Annotated in this window: 15 protein-coding genes; 5 read left to right on the top strand and 10 right to left on the bottom strand. The window is 71.8% G+C overall.

The features are described 5' to 3' along the window. Positions 1 to 459: 459 nt before the first annotated feature. From ACIA8R_RS45765 to ACIA8R_RS45735, 7 genes are read right to left on the bottom strand one after another with little or no spacing between them, the layout of a single operon-like run. A complete protein-coding gene (locus ACIA8R_RS45765) occupies positions 460 to 2,079 on the bottom strand; it encodes an amidohydrolase (protein ID WP_397044114.1) in 1,620 nt (539 codons plus the stop codon). Between the two features lie 10 nt (positions 2,080 to 2,089). Beyond that, positions 2,090 to 3,499: an amidase gene (locus ACIA8R_RS45760; protein ID WP_364100431.1), complete on the bottom strand. Its 1,410-nt coding sequence runs from the start codon at positions 3,497 to 3,499 to the stop codon at positions 2,090 to 2,092. Continuing rightward, on the bottom strand, positions 3,496 to 4,311 hold the full coding sequence (locus ACIA8R_RS45755) for an ABC transporter ATP-binding protein (protein WP_397044112.1): 816 nt from the start codon (positions 4,309 to 4,311) through the stop codon (positions 3,496 to 3,498). The genes ACIA8R_RS45760 and ACIA8R_RS45755 overlap by 4 nt, the downstream gene beginning before the upstream one ends. Next, positions 4,304 to 5,260, bottom strand: a complete 957-nt coding sequence (locus tag ACIA8R_RS45750; RefSeq protein ID WP_397044110.1) for an ABC transporter ATP-binding protein — start codon at positions 5,258 to 5,260, stop codon at positions 4,304 to 4,306. The genes ACIA8R_RS45755 and ACIA8R_RS45750 overlap by 8 nt, the downstream gene beginning before the upstream one ends. Next, positions 5,260 to 6,093: an ABC transporter permease gene (locus tag ACIA8R_RS45745; RefSeq protein ID WP_357704019.1), complete on the bottom strand. Its 834-nt coding sequence runs from the start codon at positions 6,091 to 6,093 to the stop codon at positions 5,260 to 5,262. Before ACIA8R_RS45745 ends, ACIA8R_RS45750 begins: the two co-directional genes overlap by 1 nt. Positions 6,094 to 6,115: 22 nt before the next feature. Next, positions 6,116 to 7,051 (bottom strand): ABC transporter permease, encoded by a 936-nt coding sequence (locus tag ACIA8R_RS45740; RefSeq protein ID WP_125645850.1) that lies wholly within the window; start codon positions 7,049 to 7,051, stop codon positions 6,116 to 6,118. Beyond that, positions 7,051 to 8,673 (bottom strand): ABC transporter substrate-binding protein, encoded by a 1,623-nt coding sequence (locus ACIA8R_RS45735; protein WP_397044108.1) that lies wholly within the window; start codon positions 8,671 to 8,673, stop codon positions 7,051 to 7,053. Before ACIA8R_RS45735 ends, ACIA8R_RS45740 begins: the two co-directional genes overlap by 1 nt. 136 nt (positions 8,674 to 8,809) lie before the next feature. Between ACIA8R_RS45735 and ACIA8R_RS45730 the strand changes: the two genes are divergently transcribed. Beyond that, on the top strand, positions 8,810 to 9,847 hold the full coding sequence (locus tag ACIA8R_RS45730) for a LacI family DNA-binding transcriptional regulator (RefSeq protein WP_364100420.1): 1,038 nt from the start codon (positions 8,810 to 8,812) through the stop codon (positions 9,845 to 9,847). Here the strand turns inward: ACIA8R_RS45730 and ACIA8R_RS45725 are convergent, their stop codons facing one another. Then, positions 9,848 to 10,294, bottom strand: coding sequence for a MarR family transcriptional regulator (locus ACIA8R_RS45725; RefSeq protein WP_364100417.1), 447 nt, complete (start codon positions 10,292 to 10,294; stop codon positions 9,848 to 9,850). Between the two features lie 39 nt (positions 10,295 to 10,333). Here ACIA8R_RS45725 and ACIA8R_RS45720 point away from each other — a divergent pair, with 39 nt between their 5' ends. Genes ACIA8R_RS45720 through ACIA8R_RS45705 form a run of 4 tightly spaced genes read left to right on the top strand, consistent with a single transcriptional unit; the run spans position 10,334 to position 15,043 of the window. Then, positions 10,334 to 11,209 carry a crotonase/enoyl-CoA hydratase family protein gene (locus ACIA8R_RS45720; RefSeq protein WP_397044105.1) on the top strand — a complete coding sequence of 292 codons (876 nt, stop codon included), beginning with the start codon at positions 10,334 to 10,336 and terminating at the stop codon, positions 11,207 to 11,209. Then, positions 11,206 to 13,185, top strand: coding sequence for an acetoacetate--CoA ligase (locus tag ACIA8R_RS45715; RefSeq protein ID WP_397044103.1), 1,980 nt, complete (start codon positions 11,206 to 11,208; stop codon positions 13,183 to 13,185). The genes ACIA8R_RS45720 and ACIA8R_RS45715 overlap by 4 nt, the downstream gene beginning before the upstream one ends. Further along, a complete protein-coding gene (locus ACIA8R_RS45710; protein ID WP_397044101.1) occupies positions 13,182 to 14,129 on the top strand; it encodes a 3-hydroxyacyl-CoA dehydrogenase NAD-binding domain-containing protein in 948 nt (315 codons plus the stop codon). The genes ACIA8R_RS45715 and ACIA8R_RS45710 overlap by 4 nt, the downstream gene beginning before the upstream one ends. Before the next feature lie 17 nt (positions 14,130 to 14,146). Next, positions 14,147 to 15,043 (top strand): amidohydrolase family protein, encoded by an 897-nt coding sequence (locus tag ACIA8R_RS45705; RefSeq protein ID WP_397044099.1) that lies wholly within the window; start codon positions 14,147 to 14,149, stop codon positions 15,041 to 15,043. Positions 15,044 to 15,060: 17 nt separating this feature from the next. Here ACIA8R_RS45705 and ACIA8R_RS45700 read toward each other — a convergent pair whose 3' ends face one another. Next, positions 15,061 to 18,126 (bottom strand): S8 family serine peptidase, encoded by a 3,066-nt coding sequence (locus tag ACIA8R_RS45700; RefSeq protein WP_397044097.1) that lies wholly within the window; start codon positions 18,124 to 18,126, stop codon positions 15,061 to 15,063. A 219-nt stretch (positions 18,127 to 18,345) separates the two neighbouring features. Beyond that, positions 18,346 to 19,767, bottom strand: coding sequence for an MFS transporter (locus ACIA8R_RS45695; RefSeq protein WP_397044095.1), 1,422 nt, complete (start codon positions 19,765 to 19,767; stop codon positions 18,346 to 18,348). Positions 19,768 to 19,980: the final 213 nt, after the last annotated feature.

Here is a 19,980-nt window from a genome sequence, read left to right as displayed (position 1 = left end):
AGGCCCGCCGCGCCGCTTGACGGAGAAGCGCACGCTGCTCTTCTTCGCGAACTGCTGCTCGACCGCCTCGGCGACGGAGTCGAGGGACTGCGACCCGGGAGCCGCATCACCAGCACGGCACTACCTCGCCACGGCAGCGTGGCACGCCCCGGGAGGGGTAGCCCGGTCGGCAGGCAAGCCGGTGGCCTACCGCCGACGCCACCCGCGAGGACCTGCCCGACTTCGCTGCTTCCCACGCGAGACCTGGCTGGTCGGCGCGCTGCCGGCCGAGCAGACCGACGAACGGACCGAAGCACGCCGCAACATGGGCTTGGACGTCCTGGCCGAAGCCCGTATCCAGCCGATCCCGACCAGCGCAGCGCAGACACTTACCCGCTTGACCTGCAGAAACGGGCGGCCCCGCCCCTTCCGCCGCGGCGAGCGGAGAGGACGGGGACGGGTTCCCTCGGCGGTGAGCGGTCAGAAGGACGGATGCGTGTGCACCCGTCGTCCCTCCACGTAGGTGGCGAGGACGGTGATACCGCCCAGGTCACCGGGAGGGACGGCGAACGGGTCGGCGTCGGTGACGATGAAGTCGGCGAGCTTGCCGGGCTCGATGGTCCCCGTCCGGGTGTCGAGGTGGTTGATCCGGGCGGTGCCGATCGTGTACGCCGACAGGGCCGCCGCCACCGGGAGGCGCTGCGCGGGCAGGAACGGCCGCCCCGATCCGTCGGGGAGCATCCGGTTGACGGCGACGTGGATGCCGAGGAACGGATCCGGGCTGCTCACCGGCCAGTCGCTGCCCGCGGCGAGGGCGGCGCCCGAGCGCAGGAGGTCGCCGAAGGGGTACTGCCAGGTGGCGCGCCGGTCGCCGAGGAAGGGAATGGTCAGCTGGTCCATCTGCGGCTCGTGCGCCGCCCACAACGGCTGGATGTTGGCGGTGACCTCCAGGGCCGCGAACCGCGGCACGTCGTCGGGATGGACGACCTGGAGGTGGGCGATGTGATGCCGGTTGCCCTTGCGCCCGTTGACCTTGAGCGCCGCCTCGAACGCGTCCAGCGCCTCCCGGGCGGCTCGGTCGCCGACCGCGTGCACGTGGATCTGGACCCCGACGGCGTCCAGCCGGGTGATGTGGGCGCGCAGGTCCTCGGGTCCGATGAAGCTGATGCCGCTGTTGCCGGTCCGGCATCCGCAGCCGTCCAGGTAGGGGGAGGTCATGGCGGCGGTGTAGTTCTCCGCCACGCCGTCCTGCATGATTTTCACGCTGGTGGCTCTGAACCGTCCGGTGGTGGTACGGCGGGCGAGCAGTTCGGGGATCTGCTCCTCGCCCCGATCCCGGTCCCACCACAGGGCGCCGACCACGCGCCCGGTGAGCATCGAGGCGTCGGCGGCGGCCTGGTAGGCGCGCTGGACCTCCGGGCTGACCATCGCGTCCTGCCATGCCGTCACTCCGGCCTGGTGCAGGCGTCGCTGGCCCGCCTGGAGGCCGCGGAGCAGGTCCTCGTCCGTCGGTTCGGGCACGTGCCTGCCCACGAGCGAGGCGGCGCCCTCGTGCAGGGTTCCTTGGGGGGTGCCGTCCGGTTCGCGTTCGATGCGGCCATCGGCCGGGTCGGGGGTGCCGTGGTCGACGCCGCACAGTCGCAGGGCCTCGGTGTTGACCCATGCGCCGTGCCCGTCCCTGTTGGTCAGGTAGACCGGCCGGTCGGGGACGACCTCGTCGAGCGCGATCCGGCTCGGTGTGCCGCCGGGGAACCATTCCATGGACCATCCGCCGCCGGAGATCCAGCGCGTCTCGGGATTGGCCGCGGCGTACGCGCGGACCGCGGCGAGGGCGTCGGCGGCGTCCCGCGCCTCGTGCAGGTCGCACCGGGTCATGGTGAGCCCGGCCAGGACCGGGTGCACGTGGGCGTCCTGGAATCCGGGAAGCAGGGTCCGGCCGGCCAGGTCGACGACCTCGGTCCGCGGGCCCGCAAGGTCGCGCATCTCCTCGTCGTCGCCGAGTGCCAGGATCCGCCCCTCGCGTACGGCCACCGCACGGCTCGGAGTGCCGGCCATGGGGCGTACTCGGCCGTTGACGAACAGGATGTCGGCAGAAGTCATGAAACTCTCCTCAGAGCTGCGGGCGGGTGGACCACGGCAGGACGCGTTCGACGGCGGCGCCGATGTGGAAGACGGTCGCGTCGTCGTAGCTGCGGCCGACGATCTGCACTCCGGTCGGCACGCCGTATGACGACAGGCCCGACGGGACGTTGAGCACGGGGCAGCGGCTGGCGATGTTGAACACGGGCGTCAGCGAATACTCCAGGTAGTGGTCGAGCTGGACGCCGTTGACCGTCAGCTTCGTGTCCACGTAGTCCTCGCCCGCGGGCAGCGCGGCGGCGCCGGCGGTGGGGCAGATCAGCGCGTCGTACCGGTCGAGCAGGTCACCGATCACGGCGTAGACGCGGCCCTCCAGCTCCAGCCCGGCCAGGAAGCCGTCGCGCGCCAGCGCGGCGCGAGAGTCCTCGGCGAAGGCGAGGGCGTAGGGCGTGAGCTCGTCGCGGTGCGCGTCGGCCACGCCGGCGACCATGGGCCCGAAGATGGCGCCGAAGTGGATGAAGGCCGCGCGCATGACGTCGGCGCGCCGCAACGGCACTTCCACCTGCTCCACGACGGCCCCGGCCGTGGCCAGCGCGTCGGCGACCGCGCGGGTGTTGGCCGCGACGTCCGGCTCGATCTCCCAGTTCCCCAGGTCCGGTGAGTACGCGATGCGCAGCCCTGCGACGTCGCCGAGGCGTTCGGGGACGTGTACGGCGGGGCGGATGGAGACGACGTCGGCCGGGTGCGGCCCGACGATGACGTTCTGCAGGAGCGCGCAGTCGGCGACGGTGCGGGCCATCGGGCCGTCATGGCAGTAGTGGTCCAGGTTGTACGGCGACATCGCGGGCACCCGCCCGTAAGGCGGCTTGTATCCGACCGTTCCGGTGGCCGCGGCGGGCAGGCGGATCGAGCCGCCGATGTCGGACCCCGTGGCCAGCGTCGCCGTCCCCGACGCCAGGGCCGCGCCCGCGCCGCCGGAGGAGCCGCCGGGCGAGTAGTCCAGGTTCCAGGGGTTACGGGTGATGCCCCACAGCCGGGAGTGCGTGTAGGCGGCGCAGCAGAACTCCGGCGTGGTGGTGCGGGCGTGGACGATCCCGCCGGCGGCGATGACGCGCTCCACGACCGGGTGGGTGGCGTCGGCGACGTGGCCGGCGTAGGCCAGGGAGCCGTCGCTGGCCCGCCTTCCCGCGATCGGCTGCTCGTCCTTGGTGGCGACCGGGAGCCCTTCGAGCGGTCGCGGCGACCCGTGGACGTAGGCGTGCTCGGCCTTCCTGGCCTGGTCGAGCGCCTGCTCGAACATCGTCTCGCTGAGCGCGTTGACCCGGGGCTCGACGGCCTCGGCCCGCTCGATGACCGCGGTCATGAGCTCGACGGGCGACAGAGCCCGGGTCCTGAACAGCTCCAGGGCTTGCGTGGCGGGCAGGTGCGCGAGGTCACTCACATGATCTCCTGAAGGGCGCGCCGGTCGGCGGCGATCTGTACGGGGTCCCAGCCGGGCCGCGGCACGGAATGCAGCAGCAGGCGGGTGTAGGGGTGCTGGGGGGCGGCCAGGACCTGCTCGGTCGGCCCGGCCTCGACGACCTTGCCGCGGTACAGCACGACGATGTCGTCGGCCGCGTGCCGGACCAGGGCCAGGTCGTGGGTGATGAACAGGTAGGCGATGTCGAGAGTGCGGCGGATCCGCGCCAGCAGGTCGAGGATCTGCGCCTGGATGGACACGTCGAGCGCCGAGGTGGCCTCGTCCAGGATGAGCACCTTCGGTTCGGTGGCGAGCGCGCGGGCGATGGCGACCCGCTGGCGTTGCCCGCCGGACAGCCGTCTGGGCAGCGCGGCCGCCTCGCGTTCGCCGAGCCCGACGCGTTCCAGCAGCTCATCGCGCCGGGCCTGCCGGGCCTGCCGGTCCATGGCGAAATGCAGGCGCAGCGACTCCTCCACGCATTCGCTCACGCTGATGCGCGGATCGAGGGAGAGGTAGGGGTCCTGGAAGACCATCTGGATCTCCCGCGCCCGCGCGAGCCTGGCCCGGCGGCCGCGCGGGACGCGCGAGCGGTCGCGGCCCTCGACGCCTATCCGTCCCGCGTCCGGGATCTCCAGGCCGACGAGCATGCGCGCGGTCGTCGTCTTGCCCGATCCCGACTCGCCCACCACGGCGAGCGAACTGCCCGCCCGCAGCGAGAAGGAGACGCCGTCCACGGCGGTCTTGCCGCCGAACGCCTTGCGCAGCCCCTCGACCTCCAGCACGTTCTCAGTCATGGACCGGCTCTCCCGCTCTCAGGCACGCCACCTGGGCGTGCTCCAGGGTCTCCAGCACGGGCCGCCGCTCCCGGCACCGCTCGACGGCCAGGTGGCAGCGGGCCGCGAACGCGCAGCCGTCCGGCGACTCCGCGAGCGACAGGGGCCTGCCCGGCACCCCGTGCGGGGGCTCGTGCGACTCCAGCCGGGGCGTGGCCGCCAGCAGCCCGGCCGTGTACGGGTGGCGGGGCCGGGCGAAGAGCTCGCCGGTGGCCTGCTCCTCGACGATCCGGCCCGCGTACATCACGTAGATGCGATCGCAGATGGCCGCGGCCAGCTCCAGGTCGTGGGTGACGAACAACATGCCCATCCCGCGCTCGGTTCTCAGGTGCGACAGGATCGCGATGACTTCCGCCTGTGTGGTGACGTCCAGCGCGGTCGTCGGCTCGTCGGCGAGCAGCAGGTCGGGCTCGGCGGCGAGCGCCCCGGCGATCATCACCCGTTGCAGCATCCCGCCGGAGAACTCGTGCGGGTGGCGGCGCAGCGCGGCTCGCGGGTCCTCGATTCCCACCGCCTCCAGCAGCCCCTCCGCACGATCGAGGGCCTGCCGGTACGGCAGGCCGCCCGCCCGCAGCCCCTCGGTGACGAAGTCGCCGATCCGCCGGACGGGATTGATCGACGCCCGCGGATCCTGGAAGATCATCGCCACTCGGCGACGGCGCAGGTCACGCAGTCCCGCGGCGGTCTGCGACAGCACGTCCTGGCCGTCGACCAGGACGCGCCCGCTCACGGCGGTCTGCCGGGGCAGCAGGCCGAGCACGGCCCGGCAGGTGACGGACTTGCCCGACCCGGACTCGCCGACGAGCCCGACGGCCTCGCCCTGGGCGACCTTCAGCGACACCGCGTCCAGGATGGGCCGTGCGGCCTGGCCGGGCGCCAGCCGTACGGTCAGGTCGTTGATCTGGAGCATCAGCGCTCCCTCCCGGAGACGCGGTCGGCGATGCCCTCGCCGACGATGCTGAAGGCCACCACCGTGACCACGACGGCGGCGCCGGGGACCAGCGCGGGCAGCATGGCGCCCTGCAGCAGCGCGGACGCGCCCTCGTTGATCATGGCGCCCCAGTCCGGGACGGGCGGCTGCGTGCCGAACCCGAGGAAGGACAGCGCCGCGAGGTCCATGAGCGCGTACCCGAAGTTGATCGCCGACTGCGCGAGGATCAGCGGCACGACGTTCGGGACCAGGTGTCTCAGGCAGATGACCCAGCCGGACCAGCCCTGCACCCGGTAGGCGTGGATGTAGGGACGGGACATCTCCCGCAGGGCGACGCCGCGCGCCAGCCGTCCGACGTAGGGGGTGTACGCGATGCTCATCGCCACGACGGGCGCGGTCAGACCGGGCCCGAACATGGCCACCAGGCTGATCGCCAGCAGCAGCGCGGGGAAGGCGAAGACGAAGTCCATCGCGCGCGACAGGACCGCGTCGGCGACCCCGCCGGTCCAGGCGGCGAGGACGCCGAGCAGGGTGCCCGCCACCGTCGACAGGGTCACCACCAGGAGAGGGCCGAGCAGTCCCGCCCGCGCGCCGAAGATCAGGCGGGACAGGACGTCGCGGCCGGACTGGTCGGCGCCGAGCAGGTGATCGGCGCTCGGGCCGCTCAGCGCGGCCGAGAAGTCGATGGCGAGCGGGTCGTGCGGCGCCACGACCGGGGCGAGGATCGCCACCGCCACCAGGACGGCCAGGACGGCGACGCCGGCGACGGTCGTCCTGTCGGCCGGGAGCCGGTATCGGCGGTGGAGGGTCACGGCTGTCAAGGGGACTCCTTCGCTACGCCCTGCGCAGGCGCGGATCAATGGCCGGTTGGACCAGGTCGACCAGCAGGTTGGCGCCCACGAAGACGACGACGATCAAGGTGGTGACGGCCTGCACGACCGGGAAGTCCTTGACGGTGACCGAGCTGACCAGCAGCTGCCCGATCCCGGACAGGCCGAAGGCGGTCTCCACGATCGAGGTGGCGACGAGCAGCCCGGCGATCACCGTGCCGGTGACCGTGCTGATCGGGCCGAGCGAGTTGCGCAGGACGTGGCGCCGGATCACCGCGTTCTCCTGGACGCCGCGCGAGCGCGCCACCTCGACGTGCTCGCGGGCCAGCTCCTCCAGCATGGACGCGCGGGTGACCCGGGCCAGCAGGCCGGCGAACGTCAGGGCGAGCGCGGCCGCGGGCAGGGTCAGATGCCAGAGCCGGTCGACCAGCCCCTCACCGTTGCCGAAGGCGGGGAACCAGCCGAGCTGGACGGAGAACAGCGAGATCAGGCCGATCGCCGCGACGAACGAGGGGGTCGCGGTGGCCACCCCGGTGCCGATGAGGACGACCCTGTCGAGCGGGCCCGGCCGCAGCGCGGCCAAGGCGCCGAGGATCAGCCCCGCGGCCACGATGAGCAGCCCGGCGTAGCCGACCAGGAAGAGCGTGGTGGGCAGCCTGGCCAGGAGCAGACCTGTCACGTCCTGGCGGAACTGCACCGAGCGGCCGAAGTCCCCGGTCACCGCGCCGCCGACCCATTTGAGGTACTGCGTGAGGAACGGATCGTCCAGGTGGTACTGGGCCCTGATCGCCGCGATCGCCTCCGGGGACGCCGAACGCCCTTGGGTGAGGAACGAGGCCGGGTCGCCGGGAGCCAGGTACACGGCGGAGAACACCGCGAACGAGGCCCCCAGCAGGGTCGCGACCAGCCCGGCGAGCCTGCGGGCCAGGAAGGCGCCCATCAGTCGGCCGACCCGAGCACCGCGGCCCAGGGATAGACGAGCTGGGTGATGCCGGTGGGCGCGCCGGTGAGCCGCTTGTTGAGGAACATGCTGTGCGGCACCTCGTACAGCGGGATCCACACCATGTCCCGGACGGCGATCTCCTGCAGCTCGGCGACGACGGCGGCGCGGGCCGCGGGGTCGGCCTCGGCGCTCGCCCGGTCGACGAGCTTGTCGTAGTCGGGGTTGGAGTAGCCGCCGTAGTTGGCGAAGTTGCCGGTCTGCAGGATCCCGTAGAACTCCAGCGGGTCGGGGGTCGAGTCGTACCAGATGGTCATGACCAGGTCGATGCCCTCGCGGGCCTTGGGGTCGGAGAACAGCGCGGAGTAGGCGTCGGGGGCCACCGCCTTCTGCTCGACCTGGAGTCCGATGGCCTGGCCCGCGGCCTGGACGGCGTTGGCGATGACGCCGATGTCGGGAGCCATCGTGCTCGTGGCGATCACGATCTTCCTGCCTGTGCCGCCGGCCTCCTTGACCAGCTTCTTGGCCGCTTCGAGGTCGGTGTTCAGCTCGGGGAGCTTGGCGTAGTACTGCTGGGCGGCCTCGGGGGCGATCCCCCACGCGCCGATCGCCGCCGGCGCCTTGGCCGGTGTGGCGACCCCGGCCACGCTGGCCTTGAGGATGTCCTTGCGGTCGAGCGCCATGGACAGCGCCTTGCGCAGCCTCAGGTCGCCGAGCGTGCCCTTGAGGTCGAGCGGGATGAGGCTGACGGCGGCGGTGTTGGGGCCGAAGTACAGTTTGCCGCTGGAGGCGGCGCCCAGGCGGGTGAAGCCGGTGGTGGGGACCAGGTAGCTGCCGTCCGCCTCGCCCGAGAGCAGGGCGTTGACGCGGGCCGCCGGGTCGGAGATGAAGACGTTCCGGACGGTCGCGGCCCTGGCCTTGAGCGCGGCGTCCCAGTAGCCGTCGAAGCGCTTGAGGTTGATCGCCTGGCCCTTGTCCCACCTGTCGAGCGAGTACGGCCCGGTGCAGTTCACGCCCTTGTCCGGGGTGCCGTACCCGGTGCCCTCGCGGGCCAGGAACGCGGCGCTCTCGATGGTCCCGGCCGATGTGCCCATCTGCTCGTTGAACAGCTGGTCGGGCTTCTTCATGTGGACGGTGACCTCCATGGGGCCCGTCTTCTCCACCGATTTGACGTTCTGGTAGGACGAGACCCAGTACGACCCCACCTTCGGATCCATGTGCCGGCGCATGCTGGCGACCACGTCGTCGGCGGTGAGCGGCGAGCCGTCGTGGAAGCGCACGCCCTCGCGGATCGTGTACACCCAGCGCCCGGGGTCGGGCGATTCGGCCTTGCTCGCGAGCCCCGGCTCGACCCGGAAGTCGGGCGTGATCCGCATGAGCTGCTCGCACACGTTGGCGAGCACGGTGTTGGGCGGGTAATCGAAGGCGTAGGCGTAGTCGAGCGACTGCGGCTCCGCGTAGAGCGCCCAGGTCACGGCGTCCACCGGGCCCTTGGCCGGCGGGAGGTCCGCCGTGACGGTGAAGGCGCCGGCTCCGGACGCCTTCGGAGCGGCCGTGCCGCCTCCGCAGGCAGCGGCCGCCAGTACGGTCAGCGCCGCGGCGGCGAGACGAGCGGTACGCATCGGACCACCTCTTCCTCGTGCGGGAAAGTGCCACGAGTATTGGTGAAGGAACGTTCCTGCACAAGACACTGAAGGAACGATTCAGCAACGGTCAGCGAGGTGGCGAATTGCCTGACATCCTGCAAAGATCGGACCCATGGAAGAGCCAGAGCGTAAGGTCGGCGCGCGCGTGCGCCTGGTCGACGTCGCCCGCGCGGCGGGGGTGTCCAAGACCACCGTCTCGGACGCGCTCAACGGCGCGGGCCGCCTCCCCGACGCCACCCGCGAGCACGTCCGGCAGGTGGCGCGCCGGCTCGGATACCGGCCGAACGCCACGGCGCGGCGGCTGCGCGCCGGGCGCTCACGCCTGCTCGGCCTCGCCGCCCGCGAGTTCGTCGAGCATCCGTGGTTCTACACCGAGCTCGCCTACTTCGCCCGGCTGACCGCCGCCACGACCCGCGCGGGCATGACCCACGGATACGGCGTGGTGCTGCTGCCCACCACCGGCCCCGACGACTACTGGACGGACCTGCCTCTCGACGGCGTGTTCGTGGTGGATCCGGTCGAGGGAGACCCCCTGGTCGGAGACTTTCTCGCCGCGGGAGTGGCCGTGGTCTCCGACCGCAGAGCCGTGGCGGGGACACCGTGGCCATGGGTCGACTTCGACTACGGCGCGGCCCTGCGCGGTGTGCTCGACCACCTGGCGGCGGCGGGCGCCCGGCGGATCGCCGCGGTCGGCGCCCCGACCACGGCCTGCTACCACCGGGATTCCGTCCAGGCCTACCTCGACTGGTCTGCGGAGAGGGGCCGCGTCCCGTTGCTGGCCCAGCTCGGCGGGCCCGGCTTCGAGCCGACGCTGGCCGCGGTGGAGAGGTTGCTGGGCGATCCCGAGCCGCCGGACGCGCTGGTCGTGCTCGTCGAGGTCAGCCCGTCCCTGCTCCTGGACAGGATCCGCAAGCTCGGCAGGTCGGTGCCCGGCGACCTGCTACTGGTCTGCGCGACGGAGGATCCCACAGCGCCGTTCACGGATCCGCCCGTCAGCACGCTCAGCTTCCTGCCGGTCGAGACGGCCGACATCGCGGTCGGGATGCTCGTCGACCTCATCGAGGGCCGCGGTGTCGCGGGCGGCCGGCTGCTCCAGGCGAGGTTCGACATCCGCGCCTCCTCCGATCCCCGCTCTGCGCCGGGAGGCTGATCACTTTCGAGCCGGGCGCAGGGTCGTCCACGCCAGGGTGAGGGCGGTGCGGAAGGTGTCGGCCTGGTCGGGCGACAGGCCCGAGATCATGCGGTCCTCAAGTTCGGCGGCGGCCTCGGCGTGGGCGTCGAGGAGCGCCCGGCCCTCGTCGGTGAGGTAGAGCAGCAGTTCGCGCTTGTTGGCCGGGTTGGGCGAGCGGCGGATGAGGTGACGCCGGTCGAGGGCGCCGATCAGGTCGGCCATGGCCTGCGGGGTGACGAAGGAGTCGCGGGCGAGCTGGGCGGCGGTCATCCCGTCCTTGTGCTGCAGCACGGTGAGCGCCGTGTACTGCGGCGTGGTCACGCCCGAGTCGCGCAGCATCTCGTCCAGGCGCGACTTGATCGCCAGTTCGAGCCGTTTGACGGCGTACAGCAGCGACGGGGTGGGGCGGGGCGGGGCGCTGGCCATGACGAACAGTATCCCAGCCAGTCATTGACAGGAAACCTGATGATACTTCAGCCTTCTTCATCAGGATTCCTGTCAATTGGAGAGCCTGTGATCCCTCCCTGCCCTGACCTGCCCCCCTCACTGGCCCCGTCACTGCCCTCGTCACTGGCGCTGGAGCGTCACGGGGACGTCGCGGTGCTGTCGTTGAACCGGCCGGCCAAACGCAACGCGCTGGACGAGGCCACGATCGCCGGGCTCGGCGCCTTCTTCGCCGCCCCGCCCCCGTGGGCCATGGCCGCGGTGCTCGCCGCCGAGGGCGCACACTTCTCCGCCGGGCTCGACCTCGGCGAGCTCACCGTACGAGACGCCGTCGGCGGCCTGCACCACTCGCGCGGGTGGCACGAGGCGATGGACCGGATCGGCCACGGTGTCCTGCCGGTGATCGCGGTCCTGAAGGGCGCCGTCATCGGCGGCGGCCTGGAACTGGCCGCGGCCGCGCACCTGCGCGTCGCCGAGGAGTCGGCCTTCTTCGCCTTCCCCGAGGGCAGCCGGGGGCTCTTCGTGGGCGGCGGCGCCTCGGTCCGGGTCTCCCGGCTGATCGGAGCTCAGCCGATGATCGACATGATGCTCACCGGAAGGGTCCTGACGGCCGCGGAAGGCGAGGCCCGCGGCCTGGTCGACTACCGGGTGGCCGAAGGCGACGGGATCACCAAGGCCCTGGCCCTGGCCCGGCAGGTCATCGGGAACTCGCCGATCGCCAACTACGCCGTCCTGCACGCCCTGCCGCGCATCGCCGACGCCGACGCCGAGACGGGGCTGCTCCTGGAATCCCTCATGTCGGCCGTGGCACAGAGCAGCACGGAGGCCAAGGCCCGGATACAGGACTTCCTCGACGGCAGGGCCGCCAAAGTCGGCCCTCCGGGAGCCGCCCGATGAGCACCCCCCTCCCCCCGACAGAGCCGCTGTACGTCCCCGGCCCCGAGCAGATCGCCAGGGCGCACGCCACCGGCTTCATCGGCTGGCTCGCCCGCGAGCGCGGCGTGACCGTACCGACCTGGAACGAGCTGCGGCACTGGTCGGTCACCAGCATCGAGGACTTCTGGGCAGCGGTGTGGGACTACTTCGAGATCAAGGCCCACGCGCCCTACGACAGCGTCCTGGCCGAACCGGGCATGCCCGGCGCCCGCTGGTTCCCGGGAGCGACCCTCAACTACGCCGAGCACTGCCTCGGTACGCCCGAGGACGCCGGCCAGGTCGCGGTCGTCGGCCATTCCCAGACCCGGCCGCGCGTCGAACTCACCTTCGCCGAGCTCGCCGAGCAGGTCCGGCGCGTCCGGGCCGGCCTGCGGCGGCTCGGGGTGCGGCGCGGCACCCGGGTGGTCGCCTACCTGCCCAACTGCCCGGAGACACTGATCGCGTTCCTGGCCACGGCGAGCCTCGGCGGCATCTGGGCGAGCTGCGCCCCGGAGTTCGCCGCCCCCGCCGTGGTGGACCGGTTCGGCCAGATCGAGCCGGCCGTCCTGCTCGCGGTGGCGGGCTGCACCTACGGGGACAAGAAGATCGACCGGCGCGAGCAGGTCCAGGCGATCCGGGACGGCATCCCCTCGCTGGAGCACGTCGTGCACGTCCCGTACGGCGGGCTCGACCTCCCCGGCGCCTTGTCCTGGACGGAGCTCGCCGCGCCCACGGACCAGGCGCTGAGGTTCGAGCCGGTGCCCTTCGACCATCCCCTGTACGTGCTGTTCTCCTCCGGTACCACCGGTAAGCCGAAGGCCATCGTGCACGGCCACGGCGGCATCCTGCTGGAGCACCTGAAGAACCACGCCTTCCACTGGGACCTGGGCCCCGGCGACCGGCTGCTGTGGTTCACCACGACGGCGTGGATGATGTGGAACACGCTGGTCTCCGCGCTGCTCGTGCGCTCCTCGATCGTGATGATCGACGGCAACCCGCTCCACCCCGACCTGCGCGCGCAGTGGCGGCTCGCGCAGGAGACCGGCGCCACCCTCATGGGCGCCAGCCCCGGCTACCTGATGGCCTGCCGCAAGGAAGGGGTGCGGCCGGGTGAGGAGTTCGACCTGTCCCGGCTGCGGCAGATCGGCGTGGCCGGCAGCCCGTTCTCCGTCGAGGGTTTCCGGTGGGTGGCCGAACAGTTCGGCCCCGCTGTCCTGCTGAACGTCGGCAGCGGCGGCACCGACGTGTGCACCGGCCTCGTCCAGGGATCGCCGTTGCAGCCCGTGTGGGAGGGGGAGATGTCCGGGCCGAGCCTCGGCGTGGACGCCAAGGCGTTCGACGAGCACGGCAACGTGGTGGTCGGCGGCGTCGGCGAGCTCGTCATCACCACGCCGATGCCCTCGATGCCGGTACGCCTGTGGGGCGACGAGGACGGCCGCCGGATGCGCGAGACCTACTTCAGCCGTTATCCCGGCGTCTTCCGCTTCGGCGACTGGTGCCGTTTCTCCTCCCACGGCTCCTGCGTCATCACCGGCCGATCGGATGCCACGCTCAACCGCGGCGGCGTCCGGCTGGGCACCGCCGAGTTCTACCGGGCCTTGCAGGACGTCGAAGAGGTCACCGACAGCCTCGTCGTCCACTTGGAGAGCAAGGAGGGCGACATGGGAGAGCTGATCCTGTTCGTCACCCTCGCCGACGGGCTCGTCCTGGACGAGCCGTTACGCGCCCGCCTGATCGCGCGTATCCGCGCCACACTGTCCCCGCGGCACGTGCCCGACGCCGTCCTGGCCGTCCCCGCGATGCCCTACGGACGAACCGGCAAGAAGCTCGAAGTCCCCGTCAAGAAGATCCTGTTGGGCGCCGCCCCTGACGAGGTCGCCTCGGCCGGCTCCCTCCTGGACCCGGCGGCGCTCGACGCGTTCACCGCCATCGCCCGCGACCGCGCGAGGCAGGCGTGAAGAGCCCGGCGGACCAGCCGGTCGCCGTCATCGGCACGGGCGTCATCGGCGCCGGATGGGCAGCTCTGTTCCTCGCCCGCGGCCTCGACGTCACCGCCTTCGACCCCGTCCCGGACGCCGAGGAACGGTTGAGGGCCGCGCTCGACCTGGCCTGGCCCGCGCTCACCCGGATCGGCCTCGCCGACGGCGCCTCCCGCGACCGGCTCACTTTCACCGCGACCGCAGGTGACGCCGTCGCCGGAGCGCGGTTCGTCCAGGAGAGCGGGCCGGAACGCGTCGACCTCAAGCGCACACTGCTGGCCACGCTGGACGAGGCGACTCCGCCGAGCGCCCCGATCGCCAGCAGTTCGTCGGGCCTGATGCCCAGCCACCTACAGGAGATGTGTCCCGCTCATCCCGAAAGGGTGCTCGTCGGACACCCGTTCAACCCCGCCCACCTGATCCCGCTGGTGGAAGTCGTGGCCGGCGAGCGCACCGGCCTCGACATCACCCGGCAGACGATGGACTTCTACCGCTCCGCCGGCAAGCGGCCGGTGCTCGTGCGGCGTGAGGTTCCCGGGCACCTCGCCAACCGGCTCCAGGCCGCCCTGTGGCGGGAGGCGTACTCGCTGGTGGAGCGGGGAGTCGCGAGCGTCGCCGACATCGACGCCGCCATCGCGCACGGCCCCGGCCTGCGGTGGGCCCTGCTCGGCCCGCTGGTCAACCAGCACCTCTCGGGCGGACCCGGCGGGATGGCGCACACCCTGCGCCACCTCGGCCCGCCGGCCCAGACCTGGATGGACGACCTCGGCACGCCGCGGCTCACCCCCGAACTCGCCGGCCTGCTCGTCGACGGCGTGCGCGACGAGCTCGACGGCATCGACCAGGAAGCCATGACGGCCGACCGCGACGCGCTGCTCGTCGGCCTGCTGCAGGCCAAGCGCCGGCACCACGCCCTTCCCTGACACACCGAGAAGGAACGATGATCTACACCCCGCGCATCGACCCGGACGCCATCGTGGCCCTGGACGTCCACGCCCACATCGAGGCCGACCACCACGGCCGCCTCTCCCTCGACGCCGAGCTGATGGCGGCCTCGGCGAAGTACTTCAAAGCCGGTCAGGACCGCACCCCGACGATCGACCGCGTCGCCGCCTACTACCGGCAGCGGAACATGGCCGCGGTGGTCTTCACCGTCGACGCCTCCACCGAACTCGGCCACCCGGCCCTGTCCAGCGAGGAGATCGCCCGTCAGGCGGCCGAGCACGCCGACGTCCTCATCCCCTTCGGCTCCGTGGATCCGCGCCGCGGCCCGGCCGCCGTCGCCCAGGCGCGGCGGCTCGTGCAGGAGTTCGGCGTGCTCGGCTTCAAGTTCCACCCGAGCCTGCAGGGCTTCACCCCCAACGACCCCGCCCACTATCCGCTCTGGCGGGCGCTGGAGGACCTGGGCAGCGTCGTGCTGTTCCACACCGGCCAGACCGGCATCGGCGCCGGCCTGCCCGGCGGGCGCGGCATCAAGCTGCGCCACTCCGACCCGATGCTGCTCGACGACGTCGCCGCCGATTTCCCCGGGCTCACCATGATCCTCGCGCACCCGTCCGTTCCCTGGGTCGACGCCTCCCTGTCCATCGCCGGCCACAAGTCCAACGTCTACCTCGACCTGTCCGGCTGGTCACCGGAGTACTTCCCGCCGCAGCTCGTCCGCCAGGCCGCCGGGCCCCTGCGGCACAAGGTCCTGTTCGGCTCCGACTACCCCGTCCTCACCCCCGACCGCTGGATGGCCGACTTCGCCGCCCTGGACGTCAAGGACGAGGCCAAGCCCCTCATCTACAAGGAGAACGCCCTACGCGTTCTCGGCCTGCGCAGGGCGAGTCGATGAACGCGGCCCGGGTACGGTCAGCCGACTGCGTAGGCGCGGGTCACCGTCTGGGTGACGCCGTCGCCGGCGGTGTCCTTGACCGTCGCGCGCAGGGAGACGAACCCCGACGAGCCTGGGTTGGCGACGGTCGCCGTCCAGCCGGAGGCGGCTGCCCGGGTCCTGACGGGCTGCCATGTGGCGCCGTCGTCGGTGGAGAACTCCAGCTTGACCGTGCGCACCGCGGCGCCGCGGGCGCCGGGGTTGCGTTCGATCCACATTGACAGCTGAGTTCGTGACCCGGGTTCGGCCCGGTTCGCGGTGTCGAGGCCTCTGGGCGCGTACCTGACCGCCATCAGCGGCAGGGGCGTGGCCTGCGCCGTACGGGCCGAGCGGAACGTCCAGACGGCGTCGACACCTGTGGACAGGGCGTTCACGGACATGTCCCTGTGCGAGGACACGGCGAGGGTGTAGGTGCCGGCGTCCTGCGGCAGCGTCGCGGACAGCGCGCACTGATCGCTGTTGCCGGGCGCGCACCCGGCGATGCCGCTGGTGGCGATCTGCCTGCCGTCGCGCGAGAGGGTCAGGGTGCCGGTGGCGGTGGCGTCCATGCCGGTCAGCTCCGCGACGCCGTCGGTGTAGAGCCGGCCCGCGAAGAACTGGAGCGTGTCCCCGCTGCGGCTGCCGCCGGGCGTGGCGAACGACGGACCCGCGACCGCCGCGTTCCAGACCTCGGAGAAGGCGCGCTCGCGCACCGGGCTCGTGCCGATCTGCCGGGAACCGCCCGTCTGGAACTCCGAGGACCAGGCGAGCCCGGGGCTCCGGTAGTGCGTCATGGCGGAGGGCAGCGGGATTTCCCTGGTGGGCAGGGTGAGTGCCCAGATGCCGGCCGGGTCCAGCGGTCCCGTCCACATGGTGCCCGTGCCGGTCGCGCCCGAGGCGCGGAACGTCTCGGATGCCTTGACCAGGTCCCTGGTCCGCGCCGAATAGGTGGGGTCGTCCGGGATGCCGCCTGTGCGGCGGTCGACGAGGTCGTAACGGTAGGGGCTGGGCGCGGCGTCCTTCTTGTGCCAGACGCTCCAGGACTCGTAGGTGAGCCCTGGTTGCCGGACGGGAATGACGTAGTAGCCCTCATTGGGGTCCTGACCGGAGGAGTACCAGCCGTACTGCCATGGACCGTTGGCGAGGTGGAGGCCGAACTCCTGGTCGGCCGCGGCGGTGGGGTCGTCCACGGCGAACCGGATCCGCTTGCCCTCGCGCGCGTCGACCGTGATGCGCACGTCGTCGTCATCGACCGCGAGCGGCCGGTGTCCGGTCGTCAGGACGACGGGGTCGAAGTCGTAGATCTCGGTGTAGAGGTTCCAGGCGCCCTTCGGGAGCCGCGCCTTCGCCACCCCGTCGCGGAAGCGGAGGGTCCGCTGAGCACCGCTCGCCTGGTCGTAGACCATTCCGTACGCCCTGCCGGCCGGAACGCCCGACCTGGCGACAGCGGTGACGGTGACGTCGTGGGACTCCGGTTCCACGTACGCGCCCGCCGGCGTACGGAGGACAGTGTCGCCGGAGGTGGCGGTGAGCACGCCCGGGTAGTCGCCGGCGGCCTTGCCGGCGACGTCGACAGTGAGGGAAAGGGACGCCTGCCCGCCCGCCGGGACCTCCAGCTTGTCCTGCGGCAGCTTCAGCACGTCAGTGTCGGTCGTGAGGTTCAGGGTGACGGGGGTGTCCCCGTCGTTGGTGTAGGTGATCGTCCGGGTCGCCTGGTCGCCACCGGTGTGCTGCCACGGGAAACCGGCCCAGACAGTGGCGGGAGAGGCGATCACCGGCTGCGCCAGCGCGCGGGGCACGTCCACCCGCCCGGCGCCCTGATCGTAGAGGCCGGTCCCGCTGGTCGGCTTGGCGCTGTCGACCAGCGCGGCCTTGAGCTGCTGCCCGGTCCAGCCGGGGTGTCGCTGGGCGAGGATCGCCGCCGCGCCGCTCACGTGCGGCGCCGCCATGGAGGTCCCGCTGTGCGCCACGTGGGGCCCGTCTGCGGTGCCCTCGGCCGCTGCGGCGACGATGTCCACGCCAGGGGCGGTGATCTCGGGCTTGATCGCGTGATCGCCCGCTCTGGGGCCCTTGCTGGAGAACTCGGATACCCGGTCCGACCGGTCGACGGCGCCTACGGAGAGCGCGGCGTCCGCGGTGGACGGGCTGGTCACGGACCCTTCGCCGCCCTCGTTGCCGGCCGCCACCACGAAGAGCGTGCCCGTCCGTTCCGACAAGGTGTTCACCGCCTGCTCGACGGGATCATCGCCGGGCTCGTCCACCGTGCCGAGGCTCAAGTTGACGACCTTGGCGCGGACCTCGGTGGCGGCCCACTCCATGCCTGCCAGCAACGCCGAGTCGGCGATACCGTCGACGCCGCCCACCTTCCCCATGGCGATGCGGGCCCCCGGCGCGACGCCTCGGTACTTCGTCCCGGCCCCGGCGACGATCGAGGAGACATGCGTGCCATGGCCGACGCGGTCGGTCATGTCCGGCTCGTCGGAGAAGTTGCGCTCCTGGGTGACGACCCCCTTGAGATCGGGATGCCCGGCGTCGTAGCCGCTGTCGAGCACGGCCACCGTGACGCCCTGGCCGGTGAACCCCTGCTGCCACGCCTCGGTCGCGCCGATCTGCGCGGTGCTGCGATCCAGCGTGAAGGACCGGCGCCCGTCGAGCCAGATCTTGCCCTTCCCCGCGGCCGGCGTACGAACCCTGCTCACCAGATCCCTCCACGTCCGCGCGGCGGTGCTCTTCGGCACCCGCACCGCCGCCACGCCGAGGCCGTCGAGCTCGCGGGTCAGGCGCGTCCCGCTCAGTGTCGGGGCCGGCTTCTCCCCCAGGGCCTGACTGATCAGCGGGATCTCGTCCGTGTCGGCGTCGCCGTACCTCCATGCGAGAAGCCGGGTCACATCGAAGAGCCGATCGTCGAGCAGTCCCTCGCTGACGAGCGGGAACGCGTCCGAGGGGATCACGTAGAGGTGTCCGTCGCGCAATTGCGTCGAGTAGCGGACCTGCCGTCCAGGGGCGCTCTCCACCCGGTGGCCCCGGCCGCTGACCGTCACCTTGTCCCCGGTCAGGAGCGTCACGCTACCGGAAACGACCGGGCCGGATCCTACGGGGGCCTGCTGCGGAGCCGCGGCGAAAGAGGGTTCCTGAGCCGTGACGACTGCCAAGGAACCGGCCAGTACGGCCGTCACCAATCCTGTTCGCAAAGTTGTGAATGCCACACCCCTACTTGGACGAACCGGCGTGAAGCGTTATGAGGCACGTCCGGAGGGGCGACACTCGGCGTCCGGCCGTTTCTGTTACTTCTGGGCGAGTGCGGCCTGCGATGTCTGCTGGTGAGCGGGTGCCGAGGCCGGGCGCCGTACCAGGAGAAGGGTGATCGCGCCTGCGGCGAGGCCGATCGCGCCGGCGGTCAGGAAGGTGGCGTTCAGGCCGGAGGCGTACGCGGCGGCCTGGGAGACGGTGTGGTCCAGGGCGTCTTGCAGCTTCGAGCGGAAGACGGTGCCGAGGACGGCGACGCTGACCGCGAACCCGAGCTGGCGGAAGGTGCTGACCGCCCCGGCCGCCATGCCGGCGCGTTCCGGCGGCACCGAGGCCATCGTCGCGGCCGTCACGTTCGGCACGGCCACCCCGACCCCGACCCCGACGACGACGGCTCCGGGGACGAGGGCGGCCCAGCCCGAGTCCCCGGTCAGCACCGCCTGGCCTGCCACGCCGGCGCCGACGAGCAGCATCCCGAGGCCGATCGTCCAGCGCGGCGAGACGGCGTGCAGGAAGCGGCCGGACAGCAGAGAGATCACCAACGACACCGCGGGGATCGGCAGGATCACCAGCCCGGCCTGGAGCGCGCCGAGCCCCTGGACGGACTGCAGCCACATTGAGGTGTACACCAGGTACGCGAACGCCGCCCCCGACATCGCCAGGGAGGCGATCATGATTCCGGTGAAGGACGGGCTGCGGAACAGGCGAAGGTCCAGGATGGGGGACGGGCTACGGGCCTCGACCGCGACGAAGGCGGCCAGCGCGATCGCCGCGGCGGCGAACGTCCCGACAATGACGGGCGATCCCCAGCCGTCCTCGCCGGCCCGGGTCAGCGCGTAGACCGACGCGCCCGCCGCGGTGGCGAACAGCGCGATGCCCGGCAGGTCGATCCGCCGCGCGTCCGGGTTGCGGGTCTCGTCCACCACGCGCAGGGTCAGCGCCACGGCGGCCACGCTGACGGGCAGGTTGACCAGGAACGTCGACCTCCAGCCGAGTTGCTGGGTCAGCAGCCCGCCCAGGATCGGCCCGATCCCGGACGCGGCGCCGTTGACCGCGCCCCAAACGCCGAACGCCACGCCCCGGTCACGTCCCTCGTAGGAGGCACCCACGAGCGCCACCGTCGTGGCGAACATCATCGCGGCGCCCGCGCCCTGGATGGCCCGTGCAGCGATGAGGGAGCCCACGTTCGGGGCCAGTCCGCTCGCCAGCGACGCCACGGCGAAGGTGACCAGGCCCACCACGTACACACGGCGGCGACCGAGCAGGTCGGCCAGCCCACCCGCGCCCAGCAGCAGAGCCGCGAGCGCCAGCGCATAGATGTCCATCACCCATTGGAGAGACGAGAACGACGCCTTCAGCGACGCCGCCATGTCCGGCATCGCCACCGTCACGATGTTGACGTCCACCAGCAGCATGAACGTTCCCAGGCTGACGGCGGTCAACGGCCCCCACTTGCCCATGATGATCCTTCCGATCGTTATGCGAAAACGCCTCAACGATCAGCGCAAATATGCGGGAAAGCCACTTGGAAGCCGTCACCTTCCTGCATTTCGACATCAAATAGGATCACATGGTGAAATCCGACGTCGCGGACGAACTTGACCGCCGCCTGATCCAGGCACTCCAAATGGACGGCCGCGCCCCGTTCGCATCGCTGAGGTCCTCGGCGTCTC

It is taken from the genome of Nonomuraea sp. NPDC051191 (assembly GCF_044455665.1).
In the GTDB taxonomy this organism is placed as follows: domain Bacteria; phylum Actinomycetota; class Actinomycetes; order Streptosporangiales; family Streptosporangiaceae; genus Nonomuraea.
This window is presented reverse-complemented; position numbering and strand designations above follow the sequence as displayed.